27 protein-coding genes and 1 pseudogene are annotated in these 23,547 nt (G+C 57.1%); 10 read left to right on the top strand and 18 right to left on the bottom strand.

From position 1 onward, the window contains the following. Window positions 1–79 precede the first annotated feature (79 nt). The gene (locus tag ACFQL3_RS02180; protein ID WP_377050971.1) at window positions 80–541 is read left to right on the top strand and encodes a DUF7344 domain-containing protein; all 462 of its coding nucleotides are present in this window, start codon (window positions 80–82) and stop codon (window positions 539–541) included. 72 nt (window positions 542–613) lie between these two features. Here the strand turns inward: ACFQL3_RS02180 and ACFQL3_RS02175 are convergent, their stop codons facing one another. Continuing rightward, window positions 614–1,495, bottom strand: coding sequence for a hypothetical protein (locus tag ACFQL3_RS02175; protein WP_377050969.1), 882 nt, complete (start codon window positions 1,493–1,495; stop codon window positions 614–616). A 713-nt stretch (window positions 1,496–2,208) separates the two neighbouring features. On the opposite strand from ACFQL3_RS02175, the gene ACFQL3_RS02170 reads away from it, so the two are divergent. Further along, window positions 2,209–2,409, top strand: a complete 201-nt coding sequence (locus tag ACFQL3_RS02170) for a hypothetical protein (RefSeq protein ID WP_377050967.1) — start codon at window positions 2,209–2,211, stop codon at window positions 2,407–2,409. Window positions 2,410–2,612: 203 nt separating this feature from the next. Here ACFQL3_RS02170 and ACFQL3_RS02165 read toward each other — a convergent pair. The 7 genes and pseudogenes from ACFQL3_RS02165 to xseA all read right to left on the bottom strand — a co-directional run. After that, a pseudogene (locus ACFQL3_RS02165) lies at window positions 2,613–2,927 on the bottom strand (hypothetical protein); the annotation flags it as partial. Beyond that, a complete protein-coding gene (locus ACFQL3_RS02160) occupies window positions 2,924–4,657 on the bottom strand; it encodes a hypothetical protein (RefSeq protein WP_377050965.1) in 1,734 nt (577 codons plus the stop codon). The gene ACFQL3_RS02160 and the pseudogene ACFQL3_RS02165, both read right to left, overlap by 4 nt. A gap of 25 nt (window positions 4,658–4,682) precedes the next feature. Then, complete coding sequence (locus ACFQL3_RS02155; protein ID WP_008580508.1) at window positions 4,683–5,102, bottom strand: hypothetical protein; 420 nt, start codon at window positions 5,100–5,102, stop codon at window positions 4,683–4,685. Window positions 5,103–5,108: 6 nt separating this feature from the next. After that, the gene (locus ACFQL3_RS02150; RefSeq protein ID WP_377050962.1) at window positions 5,109–5,387 is read right to left on the bottom strand and encodes a hypothetical protein; all 279 of its coding nucleotides are present in this window, start codon (window positions 5,385–5,387) and stop codon (window positions 5,109–5,111) included. Between the two features lie 201 nt (window positions 5,388–5,588). Continuing rightward, window positions 5,589–6,557 (bottom strand): IS1595 family transposase, encoded by a 969-nt coding sequence (locus ACFQL3_RS02145; protein ID WP_377050960.1) that lies wholly within the window; start codon window positions 6,555–6,557, stop codon window positions 5,589–5,591. A gap of 82 nt (window positions 6,558–6,639) precedes the next feature. Further along, complete coding sequence (xseB, locus tag ACFQL3_RS02140) at window positions 6,640–6,822, bottom strand: exodeoxyribonuclease VII small subunit (protein ID WP_377050958.1); 183 nt, start codon at window positions 6,820–6,822, stop codon at window positions 6,640–6,642. Window positions 6,823–6,824: 2 nt separating this feature from the next. Continuing rightward, window positions 6,825–7,877: an exodeoxyribonuclease VII large subunit gene (xseA, locus tag ACFQL3_RS02135; RefSeq protein WP_377050956.1), complete on the bottom strand. Its 1,053-nt coding sequence runs from the start codon at window positions 7,875–7,877 to the stop codon at window positions 6,825–6,827. Window positions 7,878–8,000: 123 nt separating this feature from the next. Here xseA and ACFQL3_RS02130 point away from each other — a divergent pair, with 123 nt between their 5' ends. Next, window positions 8,001–8,948 (top strand): IS4 family transposase, encoded by a 948-nt coding sequence (locus ACFQL3_RS02130; RefSeq protein ID WP_377050954.1) that lies wholly within the window; start codon window positions 8,001–8,003, stop codon window positions 8,946–8,948. Next, window positions 8,875–9,303: a transposase gene (locus tag ACFQL3_RS02125; RefSeq protein WP_377050952.1), complete on the top strand. Its 429-nt coding sequence runs from the start codon at window positions 8,875–8,877 to the stop codon at window positions 9,301–9,303. The genes ACFQL3_RS02130 and ACFQL3_RS02125 overlap by 74 nt, the downstream gene beginning before the upstream one ends. 61 nt (window positions 9,304–9,364) lie before the next feature. Here the strand turns inward: ACFQL3_RS02125 and ACFQL3_RS02120 are convergent, their stop codons facing one another. After that, window positions 9,365–9,532, bottom strand: a complete 168-nt coding sequence (locus tag ACFQL3_RS02120; RefSeq protein WP_135822921.1) for a DUF1931 domain-containing protein — start codon at window positions 9,530–9,532, stop codon at window positions 9,365–9,367. Window positions 9,533–10,158: 626 nt separating this feature from the next. Here ACFQL3_RS02120 and ACFQL3_RS02115 point away from each other — a divergent pair. The 3 genes from ACFQL3_RS02115 (at window position 10,159) to ACFQL3_RS02105 (ending at window position 13,654) form a co-directional block, all read left to right on the top strand. Further along, the gene (locus ACFQL3_RS02115) at window positions 10,159–12,078 is read left to right on the top strand and encodes a beta-CASP ribonuclease aCPSF1 (RefSeq protein WP_336331024.1); all 1,920 of its coding nucleotides are present in this window, start codon (window positions 10,159–10,161) and stop codon (window positions 12,076–12,078) included. A 489-nt stretch (window positions 12,079–12,567) separates the two neighbouring features. Then, entirely contained in the window at window positions 12,568–13,257 is a 690-nt protein-coding gene (locus ACFQL3_RS02110) for a DUF7504 family protein (protein WP_377050949.1), read from the top strand. After that, window positions 13,250–13,654 carry a hypothetical protein gene (locus ACFQL3_RS02105; RefSeq protein WP_377050947.1) on the top strand — a complete coding sequence of 135 codons (405 nt, stop codon included), beginning with the start codon at window positions 13,250–13,252 and terminating at the stop codon, window positions 13,652–13,654. The genes ACFQL3_RS02110 and ACFQL3_RS02105 overlap by 8 nt, the downstream gene beginning before the upstream one ends. On the opposite strand, the gene ACFQL3_RS02100 is transcribed toward ACFQL3_RS02105, so the two are convergent. Genes ACFQL3_RS02100 through ACFQL3_RS02090 form a run of 3 tightly spaced genes read right to left on the bottom strand, consistent with a single transcriptional unit; the run spans window position 13,634 to window position 14,413 of the window. Continuing rightward, complete coding sequence (locus ACFQL3_RS02100; protein WP_336331021.1) at window positions 13,634–13,897, bottom strand: hypothetical protein; 264 nt, start codon at window positions 13,895–13,897, stop codon at window positions 13,634–13,636. The genes ACFQL3_RS02105 and ACFQL3_RS02100 overlap by 21 nt on opposite strands. A gap of 9 nt (window positions 13,898–13,906) precedes the next feature. Next, window positions 13,907–14,059, bottom strand: coding sequence for a hypothetical protein (locus ACFQL3_RS02095; RefSeq protein ID WP_377050945.1), 153 nt, complete (start codon window positions 14,057–14,059; stop codon window positions 13,907–13,909). Between the two features lie 54 nt (window positions 14,060–14,113). Beyond that, a complete protein-coding gene (locus ACFQL3_RS02090) occupies window positions 14,114–14,413 on the bottom strand; it encodes an amphi-Trp domain-containing protein (protein ID WP_336331019.1) in 300 nt (99 codons plus the stop codon). Between the two features lie 59 nt (window positions 14,414–14,472). Between ACFQL3_RS02090 and ACFQL3_RS02085 the strand changes: the two genes are divergently transcribed. Together ACFQL3_RS02085 and ACFQL3_RS02080 are read left to right on the top strand one after the other, a co-directional pair. Continuing rightward, window positions 14,473–14,751, top strand: a complete 279-nt coding sequence (locus ACFQL3_RS02085; RefSeq protein WP_377050943.1) for a helix-turn-helix domain-containing protein — start codon at window positions 14,473–14,475, stop codon at window positions 14,749–14,751. A gap of 215 nt (window positions 14,752–14,966) precedes the next feature. Then, window positions 14,967–15,827 carry a hypothetical protein gene (locus tag ACFQL3_RS02080; protein WP_377050941.1) on the top strand — a complete coding sequence of 287 codons (861 nt, stop codon included), beginning with the start codon at window positions 14,967–14,969 and terminating at the stop codon, window positions 15,825–15,827. Window positions 15,828–15,881: 54 nt separating this feature from the next. On the opposite strand, the gene ACFQL3_RS02075 is transcribed toward ACFQL3_RS02080, so the two are convergent. From ACFQL3_RS02075 to gnd, 3 genes are all read right to left on the bottom strand, one after another. After that, on the bottom strand, window positions 15,882–16,391 hold the full coding sequence (locus ACFQL3_RS02075) for a macro domain-containing protein (protein ID WP_377050939.1): 510 nt from the start codon (window positions 16,389–16,391) through the stop codon (window positions 15,882–15,884). Between the two features lie 339 nt (window positions 16,392–16,730). Then, the gene (rnz, locus tag ACFQL3_RS02070; protein ID WP_377050937.1) at window positions 16,731–17,660 is read right to left on the bottom strand and encodes a ribonuclease Z; all 930 of its coding nucleotides are present in this window, start codon (window positions 17,658–17,660) and stop codon (window positions 16,731–16,733) included. A 78-nt stretch (window positions 17,661–17,738) separates the two neighbouring features. After that, entirely contained in the window at window positions 17,739–18,641 is a 903-nt protein-coding gene (gnd, locus tag ACFQL3_RS02065; RefSeq protein WP_377050935.1) for a phosphogluconate dehydrogenase (NAD(+)-dependent, decarboxylating), read from the bottom strand. 668 nt (window positions 18,642–19,309) lie between these two features. On the opposite strand from gnd, the gene ACFQL3_RS02060 reads away from it, so the two are divergent. Next, on the top strand, window positions 19,310–19,498 hold the full coding sequence (locus tag ACFQL3_RS02060) for a DUF5786 family protein (protein ID WP_377050933.1): 189 nt from the start codon (window positions 19,310–19,312) through the stop codon (window positions 19,496–19,498). A 28-nt stretch (window positions 19,499–19,526) separates the two neighbouring features. Here ACFQL3_RS02060 and ACFQL3_RS02055 read toward each other — a convergent pair whose 3' ends face one another. The 3 genes from ACFQL3_RS02055 to ACFQL3_RS02045 all read right to left on the bottom strand — a co-directional run bounded on the left by ACFQL3_RS02055 (window position 19,527) and on the right by ACFQL3_RS02045 (window position 23,422). Further along, window positions 19,527–20,162 carry an adenylate kinase gene (locus ACFQL3_RS02055; protein ID WP_377050931.1) on the bottom strand — a complete coding sequence of 212 codons (636 nt, stop codon included), beginning with the start codon at window positions 20,160–20,162 and terminating at the stop codon, window positions 19,527–19,529. Window positions 20,163–20,840: 678 nt separating this feature from the next. Further along, window positions 20,841–21,146, bottom strand: coding sequence for a putative quinol monooxygenase (locus ACFQL3_RS02050; RefSeq protein WP_336331012.1), 306 nt, complete (start codon window positions 21,144–21,146; stop codon window positions 20,841–20,843). A 56-nt stretch (window positions 21,147–21,202) separates the two neighbouring features. Continuing rightward, window positions 21,203–23,422, bottom strand: a complete 2,220-nt coding sequence (locus ACFQL3_RS02045) for a CDC48 family AAA ATPase (RefSeq protein ID WP_377050929.1) — start codon at window positions 23,420–23,422, stop codon at window positions 21,203–21,205. Window positions 23,423–23,547 lie beyond the last annotated feature (125 nt).

The raw sequence follows: 23,547 nt of genomic DNA, 5'->3' as shown, positions 1-23,547 counted from the left end.
CCGACGACAAGAATTGGCTGTCGAACGGTCGGTGCCGACGGAGGCAGATGAGCACCGACCGCTCACAGGCCGATATACGATGACAGCACCAGAACCCACACCGGCAGAGCCATCTTCGCTCGTCGAATCGCTCAAGAACGTCGTACGCTTCTTCCAGTACCAGGAACCTAGCCACCAAGGCCACTCTTCGAAAGACAAGCAACCGGATTTCGACCCATCAGAGGTATTCGACCTGCTCAAACCCGAACGTCGGCAAGCCGTCATGGACGTCCTTGAAAACGTCGAAAAAGGACCCATCTCCGTTTCGACCCTTGCTGAGGAAGTCGCTGCCATCGAGTACAACTGTCCACCAACAGAGCTTGGCAGCCAACAGCGGAAACGGGTCTATATCGCGCTGTGTCAGGTCCATCTCCCGCGTCTTGCCGAAGCCCAAATCGTCTCCTACGATGATAATCAGAAACTCGTCGACGAAGGACCGAGATTCAGCGAGCTTCGTCGCGTCTACAGCATCCTCACAGATGCGCTGACAGAAAAACAGTAACGAGAGTCCCAATCCCTGTTACTCATCCATGCGAGTGTGGCGACCGCTACAGCGAGCGGCTACCCCCACACCTCAAAACTGGGTCTTTGTGACCCGCGGAGCATCGAACAGCGACGGTTCCATCCGTTTCAACTCCCGATATAGCATGGTATAGCTGAATCCTTTCGTCAGTGGTGTCGTCAGCGGCCCACCATGTTGGTCGGCGAGGAACTCGCTGTCCTCAATTCGCTCGTTCGTCGACCGGATACCGGAGCTCTGAGCATTCTCGAGGGCCAGCGTTGTCGGGACTCTATCCAACGAATACCAGCCTCGAAGCGCAGCTACGTTGACGATCTCGTTGATAAGTTCTCTCCGTGGGGCAATCCAGTGCTTGCACTGGGGCTTCTGTAGCGCCCCCATCTTGTGCAGCGCATTTATCGCCTCGCTATCGGCACTTAGCACTGTCTTCACTTCGCCGACAGCGTGGAGTTCCCTCCCATTTGTTCGATTGGCTGGCCGGATGAATACCGCCACGTCGACATCGTGGTTATCAAGCAGCAAATCATCGTAGTACTCGATCATCACGTGATACTTGGTCAGATTCGATAGACGCTGTCGCATGTAGTGGCCGTAGAGCCGCGCTCCGATGGCGTGGACAACACTCTCACCGAGGTCGCCGACGTTCGGTCCGACTAACCCAGCGTCGATACAGTCGGTCGCTTCCGGTGTCAGGACATAGTAGGGCTTGTAGATGATGCGAGTTCGTTTCTCGCCACAGATTCTGGGTTGACGAAGAAGGCCTGCTTCGAACAGAGCATCGATGTTCCCGTCGTAGAAATCCCGAATCGGCGCGTGGCCTTTGAAAAGGTCGGTGAAGAGAGAGTTCTCCCCTCTATCATCCTCACGTGTCAAGATTGTCCTCGTCGTCATAGCGTTCCGGACAGCCGCGAGTGACTGGAGGAATTCCCAGTCCATCGAATTGAGTCCAAAGCAATTCTGATACGCTCGCTGCAATCGTTTTCGGACTGTCGGATATTGCCCGGCCTGGATATCTTGGACGAGAGAGGCCCGTGTAAGGGAACATCGCCGGTGGTTGAACAACGTACTGTGGTCTGCAAGTGTATCTGCAACCATAATTATATACTGTACTTTCTCCACGAATAAAAGACTTCTATACAACGATTAGTTGGAAGAATATATAGTGCCTGCCATCACATATTTGATAACTGTCACTCTTACACGTTGTCTGGAGAAAGTTTACATCTATTTTGGGTTCTTAGACCGGATTACGTGTATAGAGTGAATTTACACGTAGATTTGGTGCTTACAGCTGTGGGTGGCGGTGTCCTACCCGTCGTTCTGGCTGCTTACATATACAGAAGAATAATGGGGTGCATGTGTTGGATAGAGAATCGACTGGTTTGTTGATGTGTGACAGGAAGTATAAGATATATAGTATGATCATGTCTCATGTTTGGATCATCATTCATCCGTTCTAGTTTAATACTGGCAGTAATATATGATTGTAAATCGCTGTACAGCACGGGTATCCTAGACTCCTGCTCCATCTCACCTCTCTCAGAAGCAGTACGGTAGTCGGCGTTCTGAGTGGACTCACGTCGGGATTCGTGTTAACGGAAGTAGATCGCCGTGCACTTGGTGCACGGTGTTTTAATTGTGTTTCATAGATGGCAAAAGAGAAGTTCGGCGTTGCGGTTGCAAAAGATATCGCCCGAGAGATCGATGAACTGGTGTACGAGTGCGAAGATCTCGGAGCCAGCCGCTCCGAGATCATCGAAGCAATCCTCACAGCCTACATCCGGTCTGACACTGATCACGTTGAACAAGTGCGTGAACTCATTATCCGGCGACGAAAGGGTACTCTTTAACATCTTTAGAATGGCGTGCACCAAGTGCACGGTTTTCTAACTGTGTTATTAGCTGTTCTGTAATCAATCGAATCAACTCGTTGATCCGCTCGTGGCTTCTCGACTGCCGATCGCCGGTGAGATTGCTGTGTCAAACGGTCAATCCCTGTGCAGTCTATCGGTTTTCCACTCGTTATTACTACTGGTTTTAAGCTAGAACGTATGCCAGGCTCATAGGAAGTTCCGATCTCGAAAGAGACCTGTTGTGACCCAGCAGCGGTTTCTCGTTGACCGAACAGCTCCCCATTCGGCTGGACAAGGTTGATCTGGTCGACTCCCTCCTCTGAGGAGTATTCAACGACGAGTTCTGTCTCCTCTACGGTGACTTGCTGGATGATTCCCCTTTCATCAGACGGTGTTGGGTTCCCGCCATCCGGGGAATCGTCGTTGTTGAGGCATCCGGCCACGCTCACGAGAGCGGCGCCGGCGACTGTTCGGAGGGCGGTCCGTCTACTGAAGTGGGGATTGTCCTGAGTCATGGTTTCTGTCCGAAGATGTCTTCTGGGCCGAGCATCCGCAGGAGGCGCTTGCCAGCGTAGAACATCACGAAGAACGGCAGGAGCTGCCAGCCGACCTCGAACACCAGCGCAAACCAGCCGTCGATCGTCCCTAGAGGGTGCCAGCGGGCCGTCGCGGTATCGCTGACGTACGCCGGGTTGTGACCGAGCCACGAGCCCGGATGGTACCGAGCCGTGTAGATGCCCGGTTCGTCGATGGTCACGATGGCCACTCCCGAGGCGTTGGTCTCGACGCGCTGATCCGCGACCGTGATGTACCCGTTTCGGGTGGTGCCGCCGATTGGATACTGACGGCTATCATCGAGCCCGATCGGTGCGCCGGACTGATTATCCCGGAGTTCGACCCTGAGCGTGGCTTGCGACTGATTCTGCTGGATGACCTCAACAGTGAGATTGCTGCGGCGGAGCTGTCGCTCGGAGCCGGCATTCGGCTCGACGATTGACGCATTCACGCCCCGGACGATGCCCGCAACGTGCAGCGACTCTGGATCGACGTTCTCGGCTCGAACGGCGACGCCGTACGTCGTCGTGTACGACTGGTTGACGATGTCGATATTGATGTTCTCACCGATGGTGCCGACTGGTGACGGGCGGTCAGTCCCCCAGGTCTCGATGAGTTCCGGTCCGTCTCGAACCGGCTCGGCACGCGGCCCGATCCGCGAGGGATAGGCGTGGACGTACACCGGAATCGCGTCTGACTCGACGGTGGCGCTATCCGTGCGATTCGACCGGACGAGCGTGTCCCAGTTGGTGTTCCGAGCGGTGTAGAACCGCCAGATGCCACGGACCCGTGCCTCACCGTCCTCCGTGAGCGTGTACCCCTGCCACGGCCGCGACTGGAAGATGGCCACGCCGGCATCGCCGTTCGGATACTCGGCGTAGTAGGGGTACGCCGAGAGGTCGTAAATCTCGACGGCGATCGAATCGGAGACGTTGCGTGATTCCGTCCGATAGGTGATGTCGACGTCCGTCCGGTCACCCAGGTCGGTCCTGACGGTCTTCTTCAGCCGGACGCTAATCTCCGCTTCCAGCGTGAGATTCGCACTCCAGTCGTCCTCGATCTGGTAGTCGAGGGCAGGCATATGGGCCCCATCACGCTCGGCGATGATCTCGCCGTCCTTCTTCAACCGGACTTCTTCGATCTCGTGCTCCGTGAGCGACCACGAGATAGTCGTGTTGCCGGAGGAACTCCCGTTGGGCACACGAACGCGGTAATCAACGAACCCGCGCATCGTCCCATTCGGCGCGATGTAGAGTGGGGTTTCACCGGACTCGAGGTGGCCACGAGTAGAGGGCTGGACGGCGAAGATCGTCGCGTGAGCATCCTCGATGAAGACGCCGTCCTCGAGGTCCGCGTGCGGTGGATGCACGGACGTATCTGGGCCGCCGGCGTCGAGGTCCTCGAAGTCGTTCCGCGTCCACGTCGTCGCAGTCGCCGGCGGTCGTTTGAACGTAATGTCCGTCCCGTTCGCGACCTGATGAACGGCAGAGCGGTTCTCGCCGTAGCGCTGGCGGTACTCCTCTTGAGTGATGTAGTTGTCCGCATCACGTGACCACAGCGTTGCCGACTCATTTTCCGTGAGTCCGTTCCCCTCCGTACCTGGTCGTGGCGGGTCAGCGGCGACGATACCCGTGACTAGGCTCGTCGCGAGCAAGCCGGCCATGAGCACGGAGAGCTCTCGATGGTTCATAGGGCTCGCGGGGACTGCGGAGTGGTTACCAGGGGACGAGGTCGACGCACTGCGCCAGCGGGAGGCCCATCATCGACCCGGCGACGGTGTACAGCGGGCCGAGGACGACGAGGACGACGGCGGACTTCATCGCCGAGCGCTTGTGGCGCTTGAGCCCCTTCTTCTGCTCGGGATTGAGGGTGAACATCTCGATGAGGGAGTCAGCCTGCCAAACGATGGCGAGGCCGACGATCCCCAGCGCGGTGGTCAGCTGGAAGAACCCCTCAATCATGCTCGGGAGGTTGTCTGCGCTACAGACCGCGTTACTCTGGGCGGCGACCGGCTGGACAGCGAACAGGCTCAGGAGGACGACAGTGAGCGCTGCCTGCCGGGGGATCTTCCCGGTCAGCGGTGATTGGTTTTCGACGCTAGGCTCAGGGTCGGAGGGAGTCTGGTCCTGTGACATAGCGAGTCAATCATCTGTGGCGTCTCCAGCTGGTGGCTGGCTCTGTTGCTCTTCGACGAGCGACTGGAGGTCGTCGAATCGGTTGGTGTCCTCTGCGATCTCGTCGAGCGTGTAGCCCTGCTCGCGGGCCCGTTCGAGGAGGTCGCGGAGTTCATCGGGGTCAACACCGCGGACTTCCATTTCCTCGCGGAGGGCGCGGCGATAGAGGGCGGAGGCGTTGATGTGGTCGTTCCACATCAGGTACAGGTCATCGATGTCTTCGATGGTGACTGACCTCGTAATCATACATGCGGGTATGGGTATGCACCGGTTGAGTCACGGTACATATTGGCGCGGTAGTTGGATGATACCTAAATGCTTTCTGGCTACCAAGTGGTGCAAGTTTATCGGATAAATTATAACCAAATCACTTGTTGACCTCGTAGGAAAGGACTTAACCAACGAAGGCGCAGGAGGAAGAAGTCTGTTGGTTAAGGGTGAGCGCTCTTATGTAGAATTGCGGAAAGCCCCGATAATGAGACAGTCAACGATTGACTCGGTGGATGCACCTGCTAGAGTCAGTGAGCGCACGATGCCGAAGGTGTGAGCGGCCTGTTCCAAGCCTTGCTTGGACAGGCCGCGGAACTTCCGTAGCCACGGCTGGACGAGCGAAAACAGGCATTCAGCTTGGTTAATATGGACGCCTTCTGGCGATACGTACCGCTCTTTGTGTACGACCGTTCGGTGGTCACGCTCCATCTCGCGGTATGCTTGGAGGCCATCGGTCCAGACCTCTCCCAGTGGCTGGGAGAGGTCTTCAGCCAGTTGGATCACTGGTTCCAGGTCGCCGCTGTAGTCAATCCCACGCTGTCCACGGAGCACGCGAAGCGAGTCGCGGCACGCCGCGACGAGCGTCAGCTGGTCACCGTGACGGCCTCGCCAGCGCGACCGCCCAGTTTGGGACGAGCCGCCGCGAGAACGGCTGTTCCGCGGCGGCTCTTTCCCTTTGTAGCCCGAACAGACCTCCCCAGACTCGTCGACTTGGGTCGGTCCGTCGATGGTCTGGTCGAGGAGACGCCAGACGACGGGGAAGCCGCGATGGATCGCGGCTTCCACCTCCCGAATTGCCGTGTGAACGGTAGTGTAGACCCGATCGAGCAACGGCGCGATCTGGTTGATACTGAGCAACGTATCGGCGTAGAGGGTGAACGCGAGAAGCACCTCGCCGCAAGAGAGGTGCTTCTCGTGAAACGGCGTTCCGTAGGTGTACACCGGCTTGAAGTTGCAGTCACGGCACCAGACACGGTCGAGATGCGGCCACGTTTGAACGGCGGTGTGGCCGCAGCGTGGACAGGACGTCTCCTCCTTGAGTCGCCGCTCGATGCGGGCATCGAGCGGCTCCGTGTCGATCTTGACGACGCCCAGCTCGATCAGCTCTCGAAACATCGCGCCGAACGCCGGCTGAGCAGAAGCCATATCACCAGATTAGCGCCGGTTCAGTGTAATGATACGGTCTTTCCGTAGCTTTGCATAAGAGCGAGGGTGAGAATCAGCTCACTTACTCGAGCTCCACAACTTCGCCGCTTCCCTCGTCGAGGACCTCTCGAACCTCGGTCAGGAGTTCCTGACCCTCCTCGTGAAGTGCTGTACCTTCGTCGAGGTCGCACTCATCTGCGTCGAGCTGCTCAATGATCTCCTCGACGCGACTCACCCGATCGTGGATTTCGGCGTCTTTAGCCACGGTTAGATCACCCCCAGCCAAAGCCCGGTGATGACCAGCAACAGCAACAGCAGCACAGCGATCGCGACCTTGTAGTAAATCGGTGGGAGGCCTTCGGGTGCAGTCGCTTCATCGACTACTTCGGCGAGCTCCTGTTCGTGTTCGTGGTCCTGCTGGAAGGTCTCGTATGCGGCGTCGAGCTGTTGCTCCAGCGGCTCGATCTCACTCGCAAGGAACTCTTGGCGGGAGTTCACGATATACTCGCCGGCGGCGGTCGGCGTGATCGTCGCAACGTCCGCCACCTGATCCGCGATGAGTCGGTCATCGGTGTGTCCGATAGCGGTGACCACAGGGGTATTGGCGGTGAAGATCGCCTCCGCGACCCGCTCGGTGTTGAAGGCTTGGAGGTTCGAATCGCTCCCACCGCCACGGCCGACGATGATCGCGTCGACGTCCTCGGAACGGTCGAGATGATGGATGCCGTTCGCGATGGACGTCGGCGCGTTCGACCCTTGGACGGTTGCGTCCTTCACCAGGATGTCGACGGTGGGGTCCTGCCCGTGGATCGCGTTCTGAATGTCGTACCGGGCGTCCCCTCGGAGGGACGTGACGACGCCGACCCGCTCCGGGAACGCCGGCGGTTGCTGTTTCTGTTCGTCATCGAACCAGCCACGCTCTTCGAGTTCGCTCCGCAGTCGCTCCACGGCAGCGGCCTGGTCGCCGTCGCCGACGACGATTACTTCCCACGGTTTGAGGTCGATTTTCCCACCTTCGACCCAGTAGTCGATATCGCCTTCGAGGATGACCTCGGTCCCGTCCTCGAGATCGGCGTCCATCTCCCGGTAGCGGTTTGCCCAGATCATACAGGGGAGCTCGGCGTCGCCGTCGGTGAGCGTGAAGTAGAGCGCCGTACTGTTCTGGTGGAGATCAGTGACTTCGCCAATACACCGGACACCGTTGAGGGCAGGCGTGTCCTGGACGACCGACGCGATCCGGTCGTTTAGCTGGGACACGCTAAGGACCTCTCTCGCATCAGGTTCGACCGCCTGCCGTTCGGTATCCGGTGCGTCCGCCATCTCCGTTTCCTAACTTCTGAGCAGGAACCTCAAAAAGCCATCCGTCTTTAGTTAAGCGGGAAACCGCGTGACAGCAGCGGCTTATCGAGACTACTTTTCGCAAGGAATGAGGAGGTGTCGAGTGTGCACAACGAAACCTCCTCGTCTCGGATTATGCGTCGGCTCACTACATTGTTTCCCTCTGAGTTTCTTGAAGAGCACGCCGAGGAACTCGGCGTGGTCAAACGTGACCGCAAACTCCAGATTCCTGCCTTCGTCTGGGCATTTGTGTTCGGCTTCGCCGCAGGCGAAAGCCGAACACTCGCCAGTTTTAGACGCTGCTACAACTCTACTGCCGACAAGACAATCTCACCGGGTGGGTTCTATCAGCGGTTGACTCCGATACTCGCAGAGTACCTCTGCGACCTCGTCGAGCACGGTCTCGACGAGGTCGCTGTTCCCGACGCTGTTGACGCTGATATCGACCGATTTAGAGATGTGATGATCGCCGATGGAACGGTGCTGCGGTTGCACGAGTTCCTTTCCAACGAGTACGAAGCCTGCCACGAGGAGCAGGCTGGAGCGAAGCTCCACCTGCTCCACAATGCCACCGACCAGACGATTGAACGAATCGACGTGACTGACGAGAAAGCACACGATAGCACGCTGTTCAAGACAGGGCCGTGGCTTGAGAACCGCCTCGTGTTGTTCGATCTTGCGTATTTCAAGTACCGCCGGTTTGCGCGGATCGACGAGAACGGCGGTTACTTCGTGAGCAGGCTAAAACAGAACGCAAACCCGGTTATTACGGACGAATTACGGGAATGGCGCGGCCGCGCCATTCCCTTAGAGGAAGCAGCTCCGAGCTGTTCTCGACGATCTCGACCGGAAGTACATCGATGTAGAGGTCGAAGTAGAGTTCAAACGAGGACCGTACAACGGGACGCGGTCGCTGGATACGAAGCGGTTTCGCGTCGTCGGCGTCCGCGACGAGGACGCCGACGACTACCATCTGTACATGACGAATTTGGTGAGAAAAGAGTTCTTCCCGGCGGATTTAGCGCAGATCTACCGATGTCGGTGGGAGGTTGAGTTGCTGTTCCGTGAGTTGAAGACGCAGTACGAACTGGATGAGTTCGACACGAGTGACGAACACGTGGTAAAGATCCTACTGTACGCAGCGTTGCTATCGCTGCTTGTAAGCCGTGATCTGTTGGATCTGGTGACCGAGCAAGCGGGTGATGGGATCGTGTTTCCGACGGAGCGCTGGGCGGCGACCTTTCGGTCGCACGCCCAGCTTATCCTCCACGAACTCGGTGAATATCTCGGCTACTCACCGCCACCACTTCTAGAACGGTTGATCGAAGACGCTCAGAAGATCCACAAGCAACGACCAATCTTACAAGAGACACTCGCTACCGCTACTCAACCGAGGTGTGAGTCTTAACTAAAGACGGATGCCTCAAAAAGCTACGTTCGAGTGACGGGGGCGGCTACGCTAAGCAGGCCTACAGATCGCGGGGCTGAACCGTCTTTCGGTCGTTGGCCTCGGCACGCTCTGCGGCGTCGTCGAGCAGTTCGGCGACCTCCTCGTTGAGAGTGTCGTAGAAATCTGCCGAGACGTTGTTGTCCGAGAGTGCATCCTTCACGGCTGCTTTGACGATTAGGTCAGACATTCCATCGCGGAGTTCTCCGACTACGTATATGAAATTGGGGAATTGTGGACGATAATGCGGGTTGCGCCAGGAAATAAGATGGCGAAAGAGCAGAAGCAGGTCCATTCCGGGGAGCAGATCCCGGAACGACCTCCAGGTTAGTTGTTCCCACGTATGCCTTGCGTGGGGCCCACGGTTCAGCGGCAGGGTCGCTGACTGCCGCGAGCGGCGATACACGCCCTCAGCCGCGGTGGCCTCATCGGGCGATGTTCCCGAATCCCGGTATATTTTCGCGGCTCGCGAGGGTTATGACGAATTCTACTTCATCATTGAATCGCTTAGTCGTTGGGATTTCTACTCACTAACAGCCGATCTGAGCCCGGAACGATGCGTCGGAAAAGGTTTATATTGGCCCTCGGGTAGTCTCAATCGAACGATTTCATTCGTTCGCACGCTGGAGAGCATACTGTATCGGTCTTCCCCACCTCAGCATCGCGGGGATATTCCGGAGAGCACTGATCAGTGAATGTCTCCCACTACTCGAAAATCCATGGTCATGGAGTTCCCTCATCAGCCGACATCCCCGTCGAGAAACGGGTATATTCGCCGTATCGCCCATCGCTCACAATACATACTCTCGCCCAAGTATGAGTTCTGACGACGAGAACGATCCGCTCGAGACTATGCAGGCTCAGGTAGAGGCTGAGATTCCAGACGATCTCGATATCTCACGGGTGACCTACGAGGGTCCAGAACTCGTCATCTACACTGAAACGCCACGGAAGTTTGCCGAGCGGGATGGATTGATCCGGAAACTCGCCAGTACGGTTCGCAAACGAATCACGGTCCGGCCTGCGGCGGGCACGCAGGCGAGTCCGGCAGATGCCGAGCCCCGCATTCTCGACCTTATTCCGGAAGATGCCGGCATCACGAATCTGCAGTTCTATCCTGCCACCGGTGAGGTACTCATCGAAGCTGAGAAGCCGGGGCTCGTGATCGGTCGTCGCGCCAGCACTCTCCGTGAAATCACACAGGAGGTCGGCTGGACACCCGAAGTTCTCCGAACACCGCCGATGGAATCGTCGACGGTTGATAACGTCCGGAACTTCCTGATGCAGGAGCGCGACGAGCGCCGCGAGATTCTCGAACGCGTGGGGAACCAAATCCACCGCGAACCGATGCACGACACTGAATGGGTTCGCGTCACAACGCTCGGCTGCTGTCGTGAGGTCGGGCGGGCGAGTTTCATCCTCAGTACCCCCGAAACACGGGTTCTCATCGACTGTGGGGACAAACCTGGTGCGGAAGGCGAGGTTCCATACCTCCAGATACCCGAGGCGAACCCCATCCCAGATCTCGACGCGGTTGTCCTGACTCACGCCCACCTTGACCACAGTGCGTTACTCCCGCTCCTATTCAAGTACGGGTACGATGGACCAGTGTATACGACGCAGGCGACCCGTGATCTGATGGGCCTGCTCCAGCTCGATTATTTGGACGTTGCAGCCAAGGAGGGGCGTACGCCGCCGTACGAGAGCGCGATGGTCCGGGAAGAACTCAAACACACGATTACGGTTGACTATGGCAACGTCACCGACATTGCGCCAGATATCAAACTCACGTTCCACAACGCCGGCCACATCCTCGGCAGTGCAGTCGCGCACTTCCACGTCGGCGACGGCTTCCACAACATCGTCTTCTCCGGCGACGTCCACCACACCGATACTCGGCTGTTCAACGGGGCATCGAACGACTTCCCCCGCGTCGAGTCACTCATCATGGAGTCGACCTACGGACGGCGCAACGACTACCAGACCGACCAGGAGGACAGTGAGCGCAAGCTCATCGAGCTGATCAACGACACGTACGAACAGGACGGGATAGTCGTAATTCCAGCGTTCGCTGTCGGTCGATCCCAGGAGTTGATGCTCGTCTTGGAGGAGGCAATGCGTGAGGATCGACTCCCGACGATGCCGATCTATCTCGACGGGATGATTCGCGAGGCGACGGCGATCCACACGGCCTATCCTGAGTTCCTCCGTGATGGACTCCGCCAGCGAATTCTCCACGAGGACGAGAACCCGTTCCTCGCCGACCAGTTTCAGCAGGTCGACGGTGGCCAGGAGATGCGGGAAGATATCGCAGGTGGCGAGCCCTGTATCATCCTCTCGACCTCCGGGATGGTGACCGGCGGCCCGATTATGTCGTGGTTGGAACTGCTTGGGGGTAACCCGAAAAACACGCTCATCTTCGTCGGCTACCAGGCCCAGGGCACGCTCGGACGGCGCATTCAGAGTGGCCGTCGCGAGATCCCATTCAGTGACCGCGGGAGCCGTAGCGAACAATTGACGCTTCGGTTCGACGTCGAATCAGTCAGTGGGTTTTCCGGTCACGCCGACCGGAACGGCCTCGAGAACTTCGTGCGGACGATGAACCCTCGTCCAGAGCGAATCCTCTGTGTTCACGGCGATGAATCCTCGACAGACCAACTCTCGTCTGGCCTGTATCAGGAATTCAATATCCGAACCCACGCGCCGAAAAATATGGAAACATTCCGCTTCGATTGAGAGACGTGCGTCCCACGCTCGGGAGCACTGGAAATTAGTATAGGAACGTTCAATCGCTTAAATCGGGTGTCCGAAACCTATTTATCCGGCACACAGCAACTTTACGTCGTACTAAGGGCTCCGTCCCGTCCTTTCTTCGCTCGCCCATCGGTTCGCCGCCACTACGGGGGCGTCCCTCGATAGCACAGCTCTGAGATGCGCCGTGCCGGATGCCCACCCGTCTGCGGTGGCCCTGGGTCTCCCCGACGGGACTGGGCACGATCCACGTATCCACCCATGAATGAAACAGATATCCCCTGTGCAGACTGTGGCACGGAGCTTATCGAACGGACGGTCCCCGCACGGGACCTTCCAGTTCCGACAAGCTGGCAGGGCCAGGTCCGTATCGCCGAGTGCCCGGCATGTGAGGCTCGATACTACCCTGAACAGACGCTGTCTCAGCTGACGGGTTCGACGAACAATCCGCAGCCTCGTGGTGACAGCTGACTGATGGACGGAAACTCTGATAGTACTGTCGAAATAGAGGCCTTGCAGGTTGATCCGCTCCCAAACAGCCTCAGCGGTGGCTCAACCGTTCTCGTCGCGACCACCGGTGACCCGTCTCAGTACGCTGTGTGTCTCCGTATTCTCTGTATGCAGGGAACGGAAGAGGATACAGCCTTTGTCGTCACGACAACAGAAAGTGCCGATCGAACGATTGCAGTCTATGACCGTCTCGGAGGAGAGACCGGGCGACCATCGATCAGCATCGTCGACACAGTTTCAGAGCAACAATCCGTCTCAGCGCTCTATGGCGAGTCACATGTCGTCTTCACACCCTCGCCGGGCGATCTCGAACGGCTGGTCATGGCCCTCTCTGATCTCTCCGACAGTTCGGCACCGAGTAATGGAGCGCATCACCTCGTCATCCGCTCGCTCACACCGATCCTCAAGGCGTCGTCTGCCACTCGTGTGAGTACTGTCCTCGAGCGAATCACTGGGCTCCGTTCCGAGTCGGGCCTCTGTCTCCTCGGAATCGACTACACCGCTCACGATGAAGAGACGATAGCAGCGATTGCTCCCCTCGTCGATGGAGTGCTCTGGGTCAACCAGCCATTACCGGATCGTCTCTCGTTCGACTATCAGCCGACGAGGGGACGACACAGTCGATCTGTTCTTGGCGGTGGTACTGATGACTGAGACCGATATTGGCCTTCCAGCAGAGTGGACAAGGAAACGCGAGGAGGCCCAGCATAGCACCGCAGTCGTCGAGTATCAACACGAAACGGCAGATGACACGACGTTTGTTGTCTCTGTGATGTCGAAGACAGCCGATGAGGGATTCAAACTCCGGTTATCGACGATCAATCGAACGTCGACGCATGTCCGGCACGATTACCCTGTCGATGAATACGACACAGTCGACGATGCAGTGGCGGGCGCACAGTCGTTCATCGAGATGTTCTCACAGCGGGTACAGGAGGGGTCGATTTCGGCTGCTGACCCTGAAATTGAGGCAATACGCGGGACAATCGAGGCATTCAGAGGGGAGCGAGTATTCCCGTCGATTGGGCGGTTACTTCGACGGTTTCGGTGACTGGTCATCTTCGTCGACCGATTTGAGCTCTGGTTCTGCGTCGTCGTCCTGTCCGTTGTAGACGAGCTCGTAGGTGGTAGCGCCATCACCAGTTGGCACCTCGATCATCGTCCGTTTCTGTCCGTCTTCGAACGTATAGGTGACGGAGATCGTTTCCGGATGACTGAATGCTTGGACAATCGTATCTATTGCTTCCTGGAGTTGCGAGGTGCTTTCCGACGGGAATCGGTGTGTATCGACCATATCAGGGGCTCACTCTGCGTAGGTGTCAATGATTTCATCGAGTGATTTCTCGTCGTCTGAGGAGTCATCAGCGGAGACAGACTCCTCGGGCGTGGATTCGTCGTCTGAATCGTCAGAATCGGTAGTCTCCTCTCTCACAAGAGTAGGAACACGAGATTGCATACGTGGCCCTACTCGCGCTGTTGCTATAACGGTACAGGATGGTTTGTGCCGCGTCTATGCGAGATCCGGGGTCTCGTCTTCGACACGTCCGGAGAGTTCGACTTCGATCTCCAGTTCCGGCTCGCCGTTGCCTTCGAATTCGATATCCAGCTTGACGGGCTCGCCGAACGCGAACGGCAGCTCCCAGTCGTCGCCGGTAATGGTGATCTCGTCCTCCTCTTTGAACTGCTCTCCGAGTTTGATCAAGAAGTCGCCAGCATCCTCAGCGCCGATGTAGTATTCTTCCTCGAAGTAGCCGTCTGTGACTGTTTCTATCGACGGTACTTCCTCTTCTTCGGCAGGGACTTCAGGCATAGTACATTCGAGACGTGCGGTCCGTAACAGATAAAATTTCGTTGGAATATTATCTCTATATGGACTCGCTCGACGTACTCGGATCGAAGCCCCGACTCGAGCTGCTCCGATTGCTCTCTCGGCGCGATATGTACGTTTCCGAGTTGATGGAAGAGGTCGGAATGGACGGGAAAACCGCGACGCATCATCTCGATGTCCTCACTGACGCGGGCTTACTGGAGTCGTATAAAGACGGACGCAGACGGTATTACACGTTGGTTCGGGAAGTTCGACTCGAAATCACACCATCTCCAAACCGTCGATTTGTTGCGCGGTTTCCCGACCCCGAACTGTCCTGACAGCAGGTGACATCACCGAAAGAGAACGCTGAATACGCCCGGTCGAAAAGGGATATTGGAGTGCGGCGATGACGATCATTTTACCCCCGCACTGAGCCCCTTGTGATGACGGCCATCACCGAGCCGCACTTGCTCTCGCCAATCCCAAAGGAGACGTGCCGCCAAGTGCTGACGCTTCGGGTGGCTTTTATCGACGGTCACTCGTAGGTCCGTATATGCCTCGGGAGTTCATTTCTGAGTACGGACTCGACCCGGGAGATTACGTCCAGCACCTGGTGGATACCTTCTGTGAGCGCTGTCCGAAGTTCTCCGAGCAGCCCGTTGAAGAAGCAATCTTCGTCGACGACGGTCCGATCGACTACCTCGTCTGGTTTGCGCTCGAGGACTACGAGACACACACCTTCTTCTACCACGATGACGCGCCCAATCAGGAGGTGCTTCAGCGCTTCATCTTCCTCTCGCCATCACGCAAAGAGATGTCGAAGTTCAAACTCCTCCTCCGGAAGCAGTATGGCGTGTACAGAGAGCTCGAGATTGCCCGGCTTCTCGAACTCCCGGATATCTATCAGCCCCAGCTGGGTGAACGGCCGCGGGCGAATTTCGGTGTCTGTCACGAGCCAGGAGACGATCGGATCGTCTCCGGCATCAGTGGAACGCCACGAATCCGAGAGCAGGAGATCTTCGAGGACGTCGACAAGATTGTCCCGGACAAGACGCTGGAGAAGTTCATCTCGCGAACAGTGCGGACGGTGAACACGCGAATCGAGGAGGATGCCGACCGGCACACCATCACGGCGGATATTCGAGAGCGGCTCGAGACGGATCCGGATTTCAGACAGGAGACGACGAAACCTCTCCCCAAGGGGATTCATCCGAAATACACCGATGAGCCGGCTGAACTCTGGCAAAAACCGGCCTCGAAAGTCGACTACATGGACGGCTCACAGGGATTCCTCCAGATTTGGATGCCAGTCGACGAAGACGATATCACGCTCGTGAGCGCAACTGCGGGGGACTACGACCGAGAGGCGATCGTCGATGCGATTCGCGAGGAGTTCCAGACCGCCGCTGTGTGACCAACAGAATCGCCACTAGTGGTCGAACACGAACGAGTCACCCGAGAGGGTTACTCACGACGACTGGAGTCGATCCGCGATATCGGTAACGGTCTGATATTCTGGCTCCGAATACGCGATCACACGAACATCGGTGAGCGACGTGGGCTCGTACGACCAGACTTCTTCACAGACCAGTTTTGCACCCGTCTCGAAATCGAAGCCGGCAGCTCCTGTCCCGAGAATCGGAATAACGAGTGACTCACAGCCCAGTTCGTCGGCTTTCTCGAGTGTATTTCGAGTGGCTTCGCGAATGCTCTCGGAGGTCGCTCGACCGTCTCCGTAGTGGGGCATCGCCGCTGCATGAATCACGTAGTCAGCGTCGAGGTCATACGCATCAGTGACGGCCACGCCGCCGAGGTCAACTGGACCTTTCGAGACGGCCTCCTCGTTGATCGAGCCGTTCGCGCCGCGTCGTAGAGCGCCGGCGACACCGCTGCCCATCTGTAAGCTCGTCCCAGCGGCGTTCACCAGTGCATCCGCACTCTCTGCCGCGATATCGCCTTGAATGACGGTGAACTCCATACGAAGACATACACAGACTGAACAGTAAAATCCACCCGACGATCAGCACCACTCCTCGAAGCAGTTCCGCGAGCAAAAGACGACCGTCCGTGTCTCCGTCGAATCTGATCGGTCAGACCGAAGCGTTGCGTAATAGTGTGCAGTATCGAGATCGACCGTCGAGCCACAATTCAGATACTCCGTCGTCTCCGTCGTCCACATGACTCGTCGCGTCAAATCCTCTACCGTCCACTCTTCATCACCACAGGCTATTGATGAGCGATTCTCAGTCACTTCTCCCTGTAGAACGACCGGCCATACAATCCCTTCGCTGGATGGTTTCCCTCCATATCCACAGGACTACTCGTCGTCGATCTCGGGATAGGGAATGGTAATCGTATCTCCATCATCAGGGAGGAACGCATTGTCACCGAATTTCTCGACAGCCTCGTTCTCGAGCGGTTCAGCATCGGTTGCGTACCGTGAGGAGATATGTGTGAGTGCGAGTCGCTTAACACCGGCCTTCGAGGCGACAGTAGCTGCCTCCTGGGCCGTCGAGTGACCGGTTTGTTGCGCCCGCTGCTGTCGGTCCTGAGTGAACATCGCATCGTGAATGAGCAAATCTGCGTTCGCAGCGGCCGAAACAACAGGCTCTGTCGGTCGGGTATCGCCGGTATAAACGACGCGCCGCCCCGGACGTGGGTCACCGACGACCTCCTCTGGCTGAACGACAGTTCCGTCCTTGAGTTCCACGGGGGATCCCTCGTGGAGCTGTTGGAACTTTGGCCCCACAGGAACGCCAAGATCTTCGGCTCGCTCACGGTCGAATCGACCTTTCCGCTCGGCTTCGACGAGTGCGTATCCAACGGAACGTGTTCGATGGTCGGTCTCGACGGTTCGAATCGTGTACTCGTCACGCTCGATAATCGGCTTCCCAGGCGTCGCATCGTGTACCTGAACACGAAAGCCCGGTGTCGTCCCTGTCGCGTCGAGGAGATTTTCAACATCTCCAGAGGTACCTGCGGGCGTGTAGATGTCGAGAGGTGTAGTTCGCTCATTGAAATCGAGCGTCTGTAGAAGCCCAGGAAGACCAAGGACGTGATCACCGTGGAGATGTGTGAGAAAGATCATGGAAACGTCGAAACCGGTCGAGAAGCGCATCATCTGTCGCTGTGTCCCCTCTCCGACATCGAAAAGAAATCGTTCCCCTTCTCGACGAAGCAGGATTGCACTCGGATTGCGCTGGGTCGTCGGAACTGCCCCACTCGTTCCGAGAAAGGTCACGTCCATAGTCCCAGTTCGGAGAGCAATGCGGAAAGCAACTTCGAGATCCGCGGATACGACTCCGACGACTCCATCGGTACGATATTACTCGCTCTTGTCCTGTCGCTTGATCTCGTGACGACCGAACCCATACCGGAGACGATTGGCGAGACGCCGTGAGAATCGCGAGTTGCGACTACTGAAGCGTTCGGCCAGTGCGCCGTAGATGAGGGGAACAGGGACCTCCTGTTCGAGCGCTTCCTGGACAGTCCACGTTCCAGTCGAGCCACCCGCAACGTAGTCTGCAACGCCATCCAGATCGTTCCCCTCTTCGCGGAACGCCTCTTCACAGAGTTCGAGCAACCACGAGCGGATTACCGCTCCGTTGTTCCACGTTCGTGCTACTGCTTCAAGGTCGAGATCGTATCGTCCGTTCGCGAGCAGTTCGAAGCCTTCACCGTACGCCTGCATCAGCGCGTACTCGACGCCGTTGTGGATCATCTTCACGTAGTGTCCGGAGCCTGCTGGCCCCATCCGTTCGTGGCCGTCAGGGCCTGTCGCGACGGCATCGAATACGGCTTCGAGTTCGTCGTATGCCCACTCCGGACCACCAATCATCAACGAGAAACCGCGTTCTGCACCGGCGGGCCCGCCACTCGTTCCACAGTCTAGATACGCAGCGTCAGTTGACTCTGCTCGCCGAATCGAATCCTGAAAGTTCGAGTTCCCGCCGTCGACGACGATATCATCACTGCCGAGCGATGGTTCGAGTTCGTCAAGCGCGGCGTCAACTGGGTCACCCGCTGGCACCATGAGCCAGATGCGTTTCTCGTCGCCAAGCTGATCCGCGACATCCGAAATCGATGCCGCCCCCGATGCTCCCCGTTCAAGAGCCGTTGCAACTGCGTTCTCGTCAATATCAAAGGCCACGACGTTATGACCGGCAGCGAGAACTCGATCCACGACGATCTGGCCCATTCTCCCGAGCCCAATTATACCGAGTTTCATACGTGTTCTCCTCAGTAGTCGGGACGGTCGGGACTCGACAGTTTCGATACTGAATTGAGCACCCGGTGGGCTCAGATACACCTCTTTGCGGTCCAAGGGATTGTTACGACTGAGCAGAGAGTGTGAGATGGCGGCAGTGACGAATGGTTACCCCTCTGAGCCCCTTGTGATGACGCGAGAATCCGAGCCGCCACTTCATTCCGATAGAGTCCAGAATTACTGCTGTCGCGTGGAGCGAGCTGTTCGAACGTCGGCCCCATCCCGAACTTTGTCTTCACAGCTAGGGCACACTCGAACAGTCTCCATACCCTCTGGTGCAAACACTCGCACATAGGCCTCAGTCACGAACGAGCCACAATTGTCGCAGGAAGGCATCGTATTTGTCTCTGGTCAACCAGTAGGCATAGGTATTCGGTTCGCTGGATACTGTATTCAAACCCGTTTCATCGTGTATTGACATACGGGGCACTTTCGCTCGTTGCCGTCTACCTCGAAATCAGACTCCTGGCCGGTCCACCCGCATTCCGGACACTGTGCAACGTCAGCGGTCATTATCCTTCGAGATGGAGAGCCCAGCCCCATCTATCTTGGTATATGATACCGAACGTCTCATAATCACCTGCAAGCGGACCGGTTGTTTTTAGTCCACGCCACCGCTATCGTCTCATATGGGTTTTGGGAGCTATGACGAATCCGAGCAGCAGAACCAGGACGTCAATGCCGATGATGAGGACAGTGAAGGCGTGAGTGTTCACGAAAACGAACACGAAGGCGAGATCACGTTCGAAACGGACGCGTCCACCGATGAACTCATGGACCAGCTCGCAGAGATCAAGGACGGCGCTGACGAAGAGTAGAATCAACACCTAGCGCTATTTTCCGGTATTACGAACTGGTCGACTGCACGGCATCTTTGACGTCCTCCCAAACCGCTTCGATGGATTGCTCCCCATCGATTTCGATTAGTTCCCCACGATTCCGATAGAACTCGATGAGCGGCTGCGTGTTTTCTTGGTAGACGCGTAGCCGCTCACGGGCCGTTTCTTCCTGATCGTCCTCTCGGTGATAGAGGCCACCACCACACTCGTCACAGGTCCCTGCCTCCGCCGGTGGGTTGAACTCGACGTGGTAGTTTGCCCCACAGTCAGAACACACTCGTCGCCCAGTAAGCCGGTCAACCAGTACATCTTCGTCGACCGCTAAATACAGCACACCATCGAGGTCGGTGATCGAGTCGAGATATTCGGCCTGATCGTGATTCCGGGGATAGCCGTCGAGCACGAACCCATCTGCAGCCGTTAGTTCTGCTTCGACGATCTCGTTGACGACAGGGTCTGGAACGAGTTCGCCTTCGTCCATGAAACTCCGGGGCGTACCGTACTCAGTCTCCATATCCTTGTTCGCGCGGAGCGCGTCACCGGTCGTGACGTGCGCAAGATCGAATTCGTCAACGAGGCGTTCGCACTGTGTCCCTTTCCCGGCACCAGGAGCCCCGAGAATAACGAGTCGTAAATCAGCCATACAGTAAGCGTCTACGAGCAGCCCTAAAACATCGCTGAAATCGAAATTACGAGTAGTGTGAGAGGACGTTATATATTATTTTTCATACCAGTTCCTTACTCACTCGATTCGCTCAATACAGGGAGCTGATTATCCTATTCGATGGACAATAACTCAGGTTGAGAGTGATATGACTGAACGCTATCAAATTGTGGGAGACTGGTGTTACCTATGTACAGGTCAGTTCTCGGTCGCGAAATGAAGCGATCCACCACTCCATGCAGCCAACTCCTTTTGATTCCGGCGAGAATCGATCACCGCTTCACAATTCGGACACTCGTAGGTAAGCGAATTGGCGAGTATGTGGATGGTCCAGTCGCCATTAATATGACTATCGAGACCGCACTCGGGACAATAGAGGGTCGCCTTGTCGGGCGGCTGTCGCTCAGTAGTGGAAGTGGAGGGCGTCATTTCCTTATCTTCTCTCTGGACAGGGATAACCGTATCGTACTTCAAGTGGAGTATCGACTCGCCACTGACGGTGGATATGATAGATTCGGAGACGATGTTTGACACGTTACATCTCTATTTATCAGCGTATTCAGCCATATGTGAGGAAAGTAATATATTTATCAATGATTCTATAATACCCTCGGTGTATAGTGCAGTCCCGACGGCGTTCGATTGCCGAGAACGACGTTACAGCTCGAGTTCGGTAGCGCTATCGACGTCGAACTGGATAACTTCGGGTTCGCCGGCAAGGAGGTCCGGCAGTGCCGCCTCAAACTCCTGGAAGTGTGCTGTTTCCGTATGCGACTCGAACGCCTCTGCGTCTTCGTACTGCTCGAAGAAGCGGATGACGTTCGAGTCTTGGACATCCGTCGTCGCCCGGTACTCGATCATCCCGTCCTCTGCCTGTGACTGCTCGACGAGATCGTCGACCAGTTCGAGCGCTTCATCACGCCGACCCGGATCGATCGGAAAACTCGCGTGAAGTACGATCATCGACAGCCCGGGCCACAAACTGCCAGCCCAAAAGTTCTCCTGATACCTCCCGTTGCTTACTGGAAGCCTCGAGGACCACTCCCGGTCGTGTCCGGCCAGCGTTCTCGGTCGAGTTCCTCATCAATCCGCTCGTAGTATTCACTGGTCGCATCGGTCATCGTCGGTCGGATCCGGTCGATAGCGCGATCGAAATGACGCATCGAAACGACCTCCATGTCATCTCGTAGCGCTTCGATTGCGGCCTCTCGGGTGAGATTCTCGAGATCGCTCCCCACGTAGCCGTCGGTCTGTTCGGCTAACTCGCGGAAACTCACGTCGGAGGCGAGCGGCGTTTCTTCGGTATGCACCTTGAGGATCTGTTCGCGATCCTCGAATGTTGGTTCCTCAACTTTGATCAACCGGCCGAACCGCCCCGTCCGTAGGAGTGCCGCATCGAGCATATCCGGCCGGTTCGTCGCCCCGATTACGACCACGTCTTCCATCGACTGAAGGCCGTCGAGTTCCGTCAGGAGCTGGTTGACGACACGGTCAGAACTCCCACCGTCCGGACCCTGGGCACGGCTCGTCGCGAGACTATCGAGTTCGTCAAAGAAGACGATCGAGGGCGAGACTTTTCGTGCTTTCTGGAAGACCTCCCGGATCGCTTCTTCAGATTCGCCGACCCATTTCGAGAGGAGTTCCGGCCCGCGAACCGGAATGAAATTCGCGTCCGTTTCGTTGGCGACGACTTTCGCGAGGAGCGTCTTCCCCGTTCCGGGAGGTCCATAGAGAAGGACGCCCGACACTGCATCGATCCCGAGTCGTTCGAACTTCTCCGGGCTATCGAGTGGCCAGACAACACTCTCGCGAAGCTCTTGCTTGACGGTATCGAGCCCCCCGACGTGCTTCCACGTTACCTCTGGAATCCGAACGTCGACCTCGCGGAGCGCAGAGGGCTCGATTCCGGGAAGGGCACGTTCGAAGTCGACCGCTTTGACGACTATCTGCTCGACGAGAGACGGCGGTATCTCGTCCTCCTCGATATCGATCTCCGGAAGATACCGTCGGAGGGCGTGCATCGCGGCCTCCTTCGCGAGTGATTCGAGATCTGCACCGACGAAGCCCTGCGTCTGCGTCGCGAGATCACTTGGATGGACGTCTTTCGCCAGTGGCATCGCTCGGGTATGAATACGGAGGATCTCCTCCCGGTCGGCTTCGTCGGGAACACCAATCTCGATTTCCCGGTCGAAGCGGCCAGGGCGTCGAAGCGCAGAATCGACCGCATCGTGTCGATTCGTCGCACCGATAACGACGACCTCCCCGCGGTCGTCGAGTCCGTCCATCAATGAGAGTAGCTGGGCGACAACTCGGCGTTCGACCTCTCCCGTGACCTCCTCTCGGCTCGGAGCGATCGAGTCCAGTTCGTCGATGAAAATGATCGCGGGAGCCTCCGCTTGCGCCTCCTCGAAGGTGTCACGGAGCTCTTGCTCGGACTCGCCGTAGTACTTCGAGATGATCTCCGGCCCGGCAATCGAGTGGAAGCTCGCGGCGGTCTCGTTGGCGACGGCTTTTGCAAGAAGCGTCTTTCCTGTGCCAGGTGGCCCATACAGGAGGACACCTTTCGGTGGCTCGATACCCAGCCGGTCGAAGAGCTTGGGATGATTGAGTGGGAGTTCGATCATCTCCCGGACGCGGTCAAGTTCTTCCTGAAGTCCGCCGATCTCGTCGTACGTAATGCCGTCCTGTGTTCGGACGTCGGGATTCTGCGAGACTGGCGTTTCGCGAACTTTGATAGTAGTGTCGTCAGTGACTTCGACGACCGTTGCAGGATCGACATCGGTCGCAACGAAGGTGAGCGTATCTCCGGGCGAGCGCAGGAACGGCTGCGTGCTCTGGGCAGTTATTGGAACGAGATTATGTTGGGTGACAGAGCGGTGGAGTAACTGCTGTTTGACGACACCGACAACATCGGGATCGAGCGGGGTCTGTATCTCGTCGGTCGGCGCGAGCGTGACCTCGTCGGCGAACTGGATCGACGCCGATCGAACAGTAGCTCGCTCCCCGAGAGCGACGCCGGCGTTGTCCCGAGCAAAGCCATCAATACGAATAATATCCTCCTCCCAGTCTTCGGGATCGGCCCGCTGTGCTTTCATAACCGCCGTCTGCTCCCCCTCGATAGCAACGAATGCACCAGGACTCAGTTCGAGTTCCTCGAGGCTAGACGGGGCGATTCGAGCAATCCCTTTCCCAGTATCGGTCGGATACGCTTTCTCGACTGTGAGCTGAATCTCGGTCATATCCCAAACTCTTCGGCAGTAATCACGTGTAGGTCGGCAACCGATACTGAAAAAGGGTGTGGAGGGAGACAACGGCTCTCAAAGCGACGGCCACGCAGACTTTTTACTACTACTGCGAGAATCGG

Source organism: Natronoarchaeum sp. GCM10025321 (assembly GCF_042663585.1).
Taxonomy (GTDB): Archaea; Halobacteriota; Halobacteria; order Halobacteriales; family Natronoarchaeaceae; genus Natranaeroarchaeum.
Note: the sequence above shows the minus strand (reverse complement) of the source record. Positions and strands in the feature narration are given on the sequence as shown.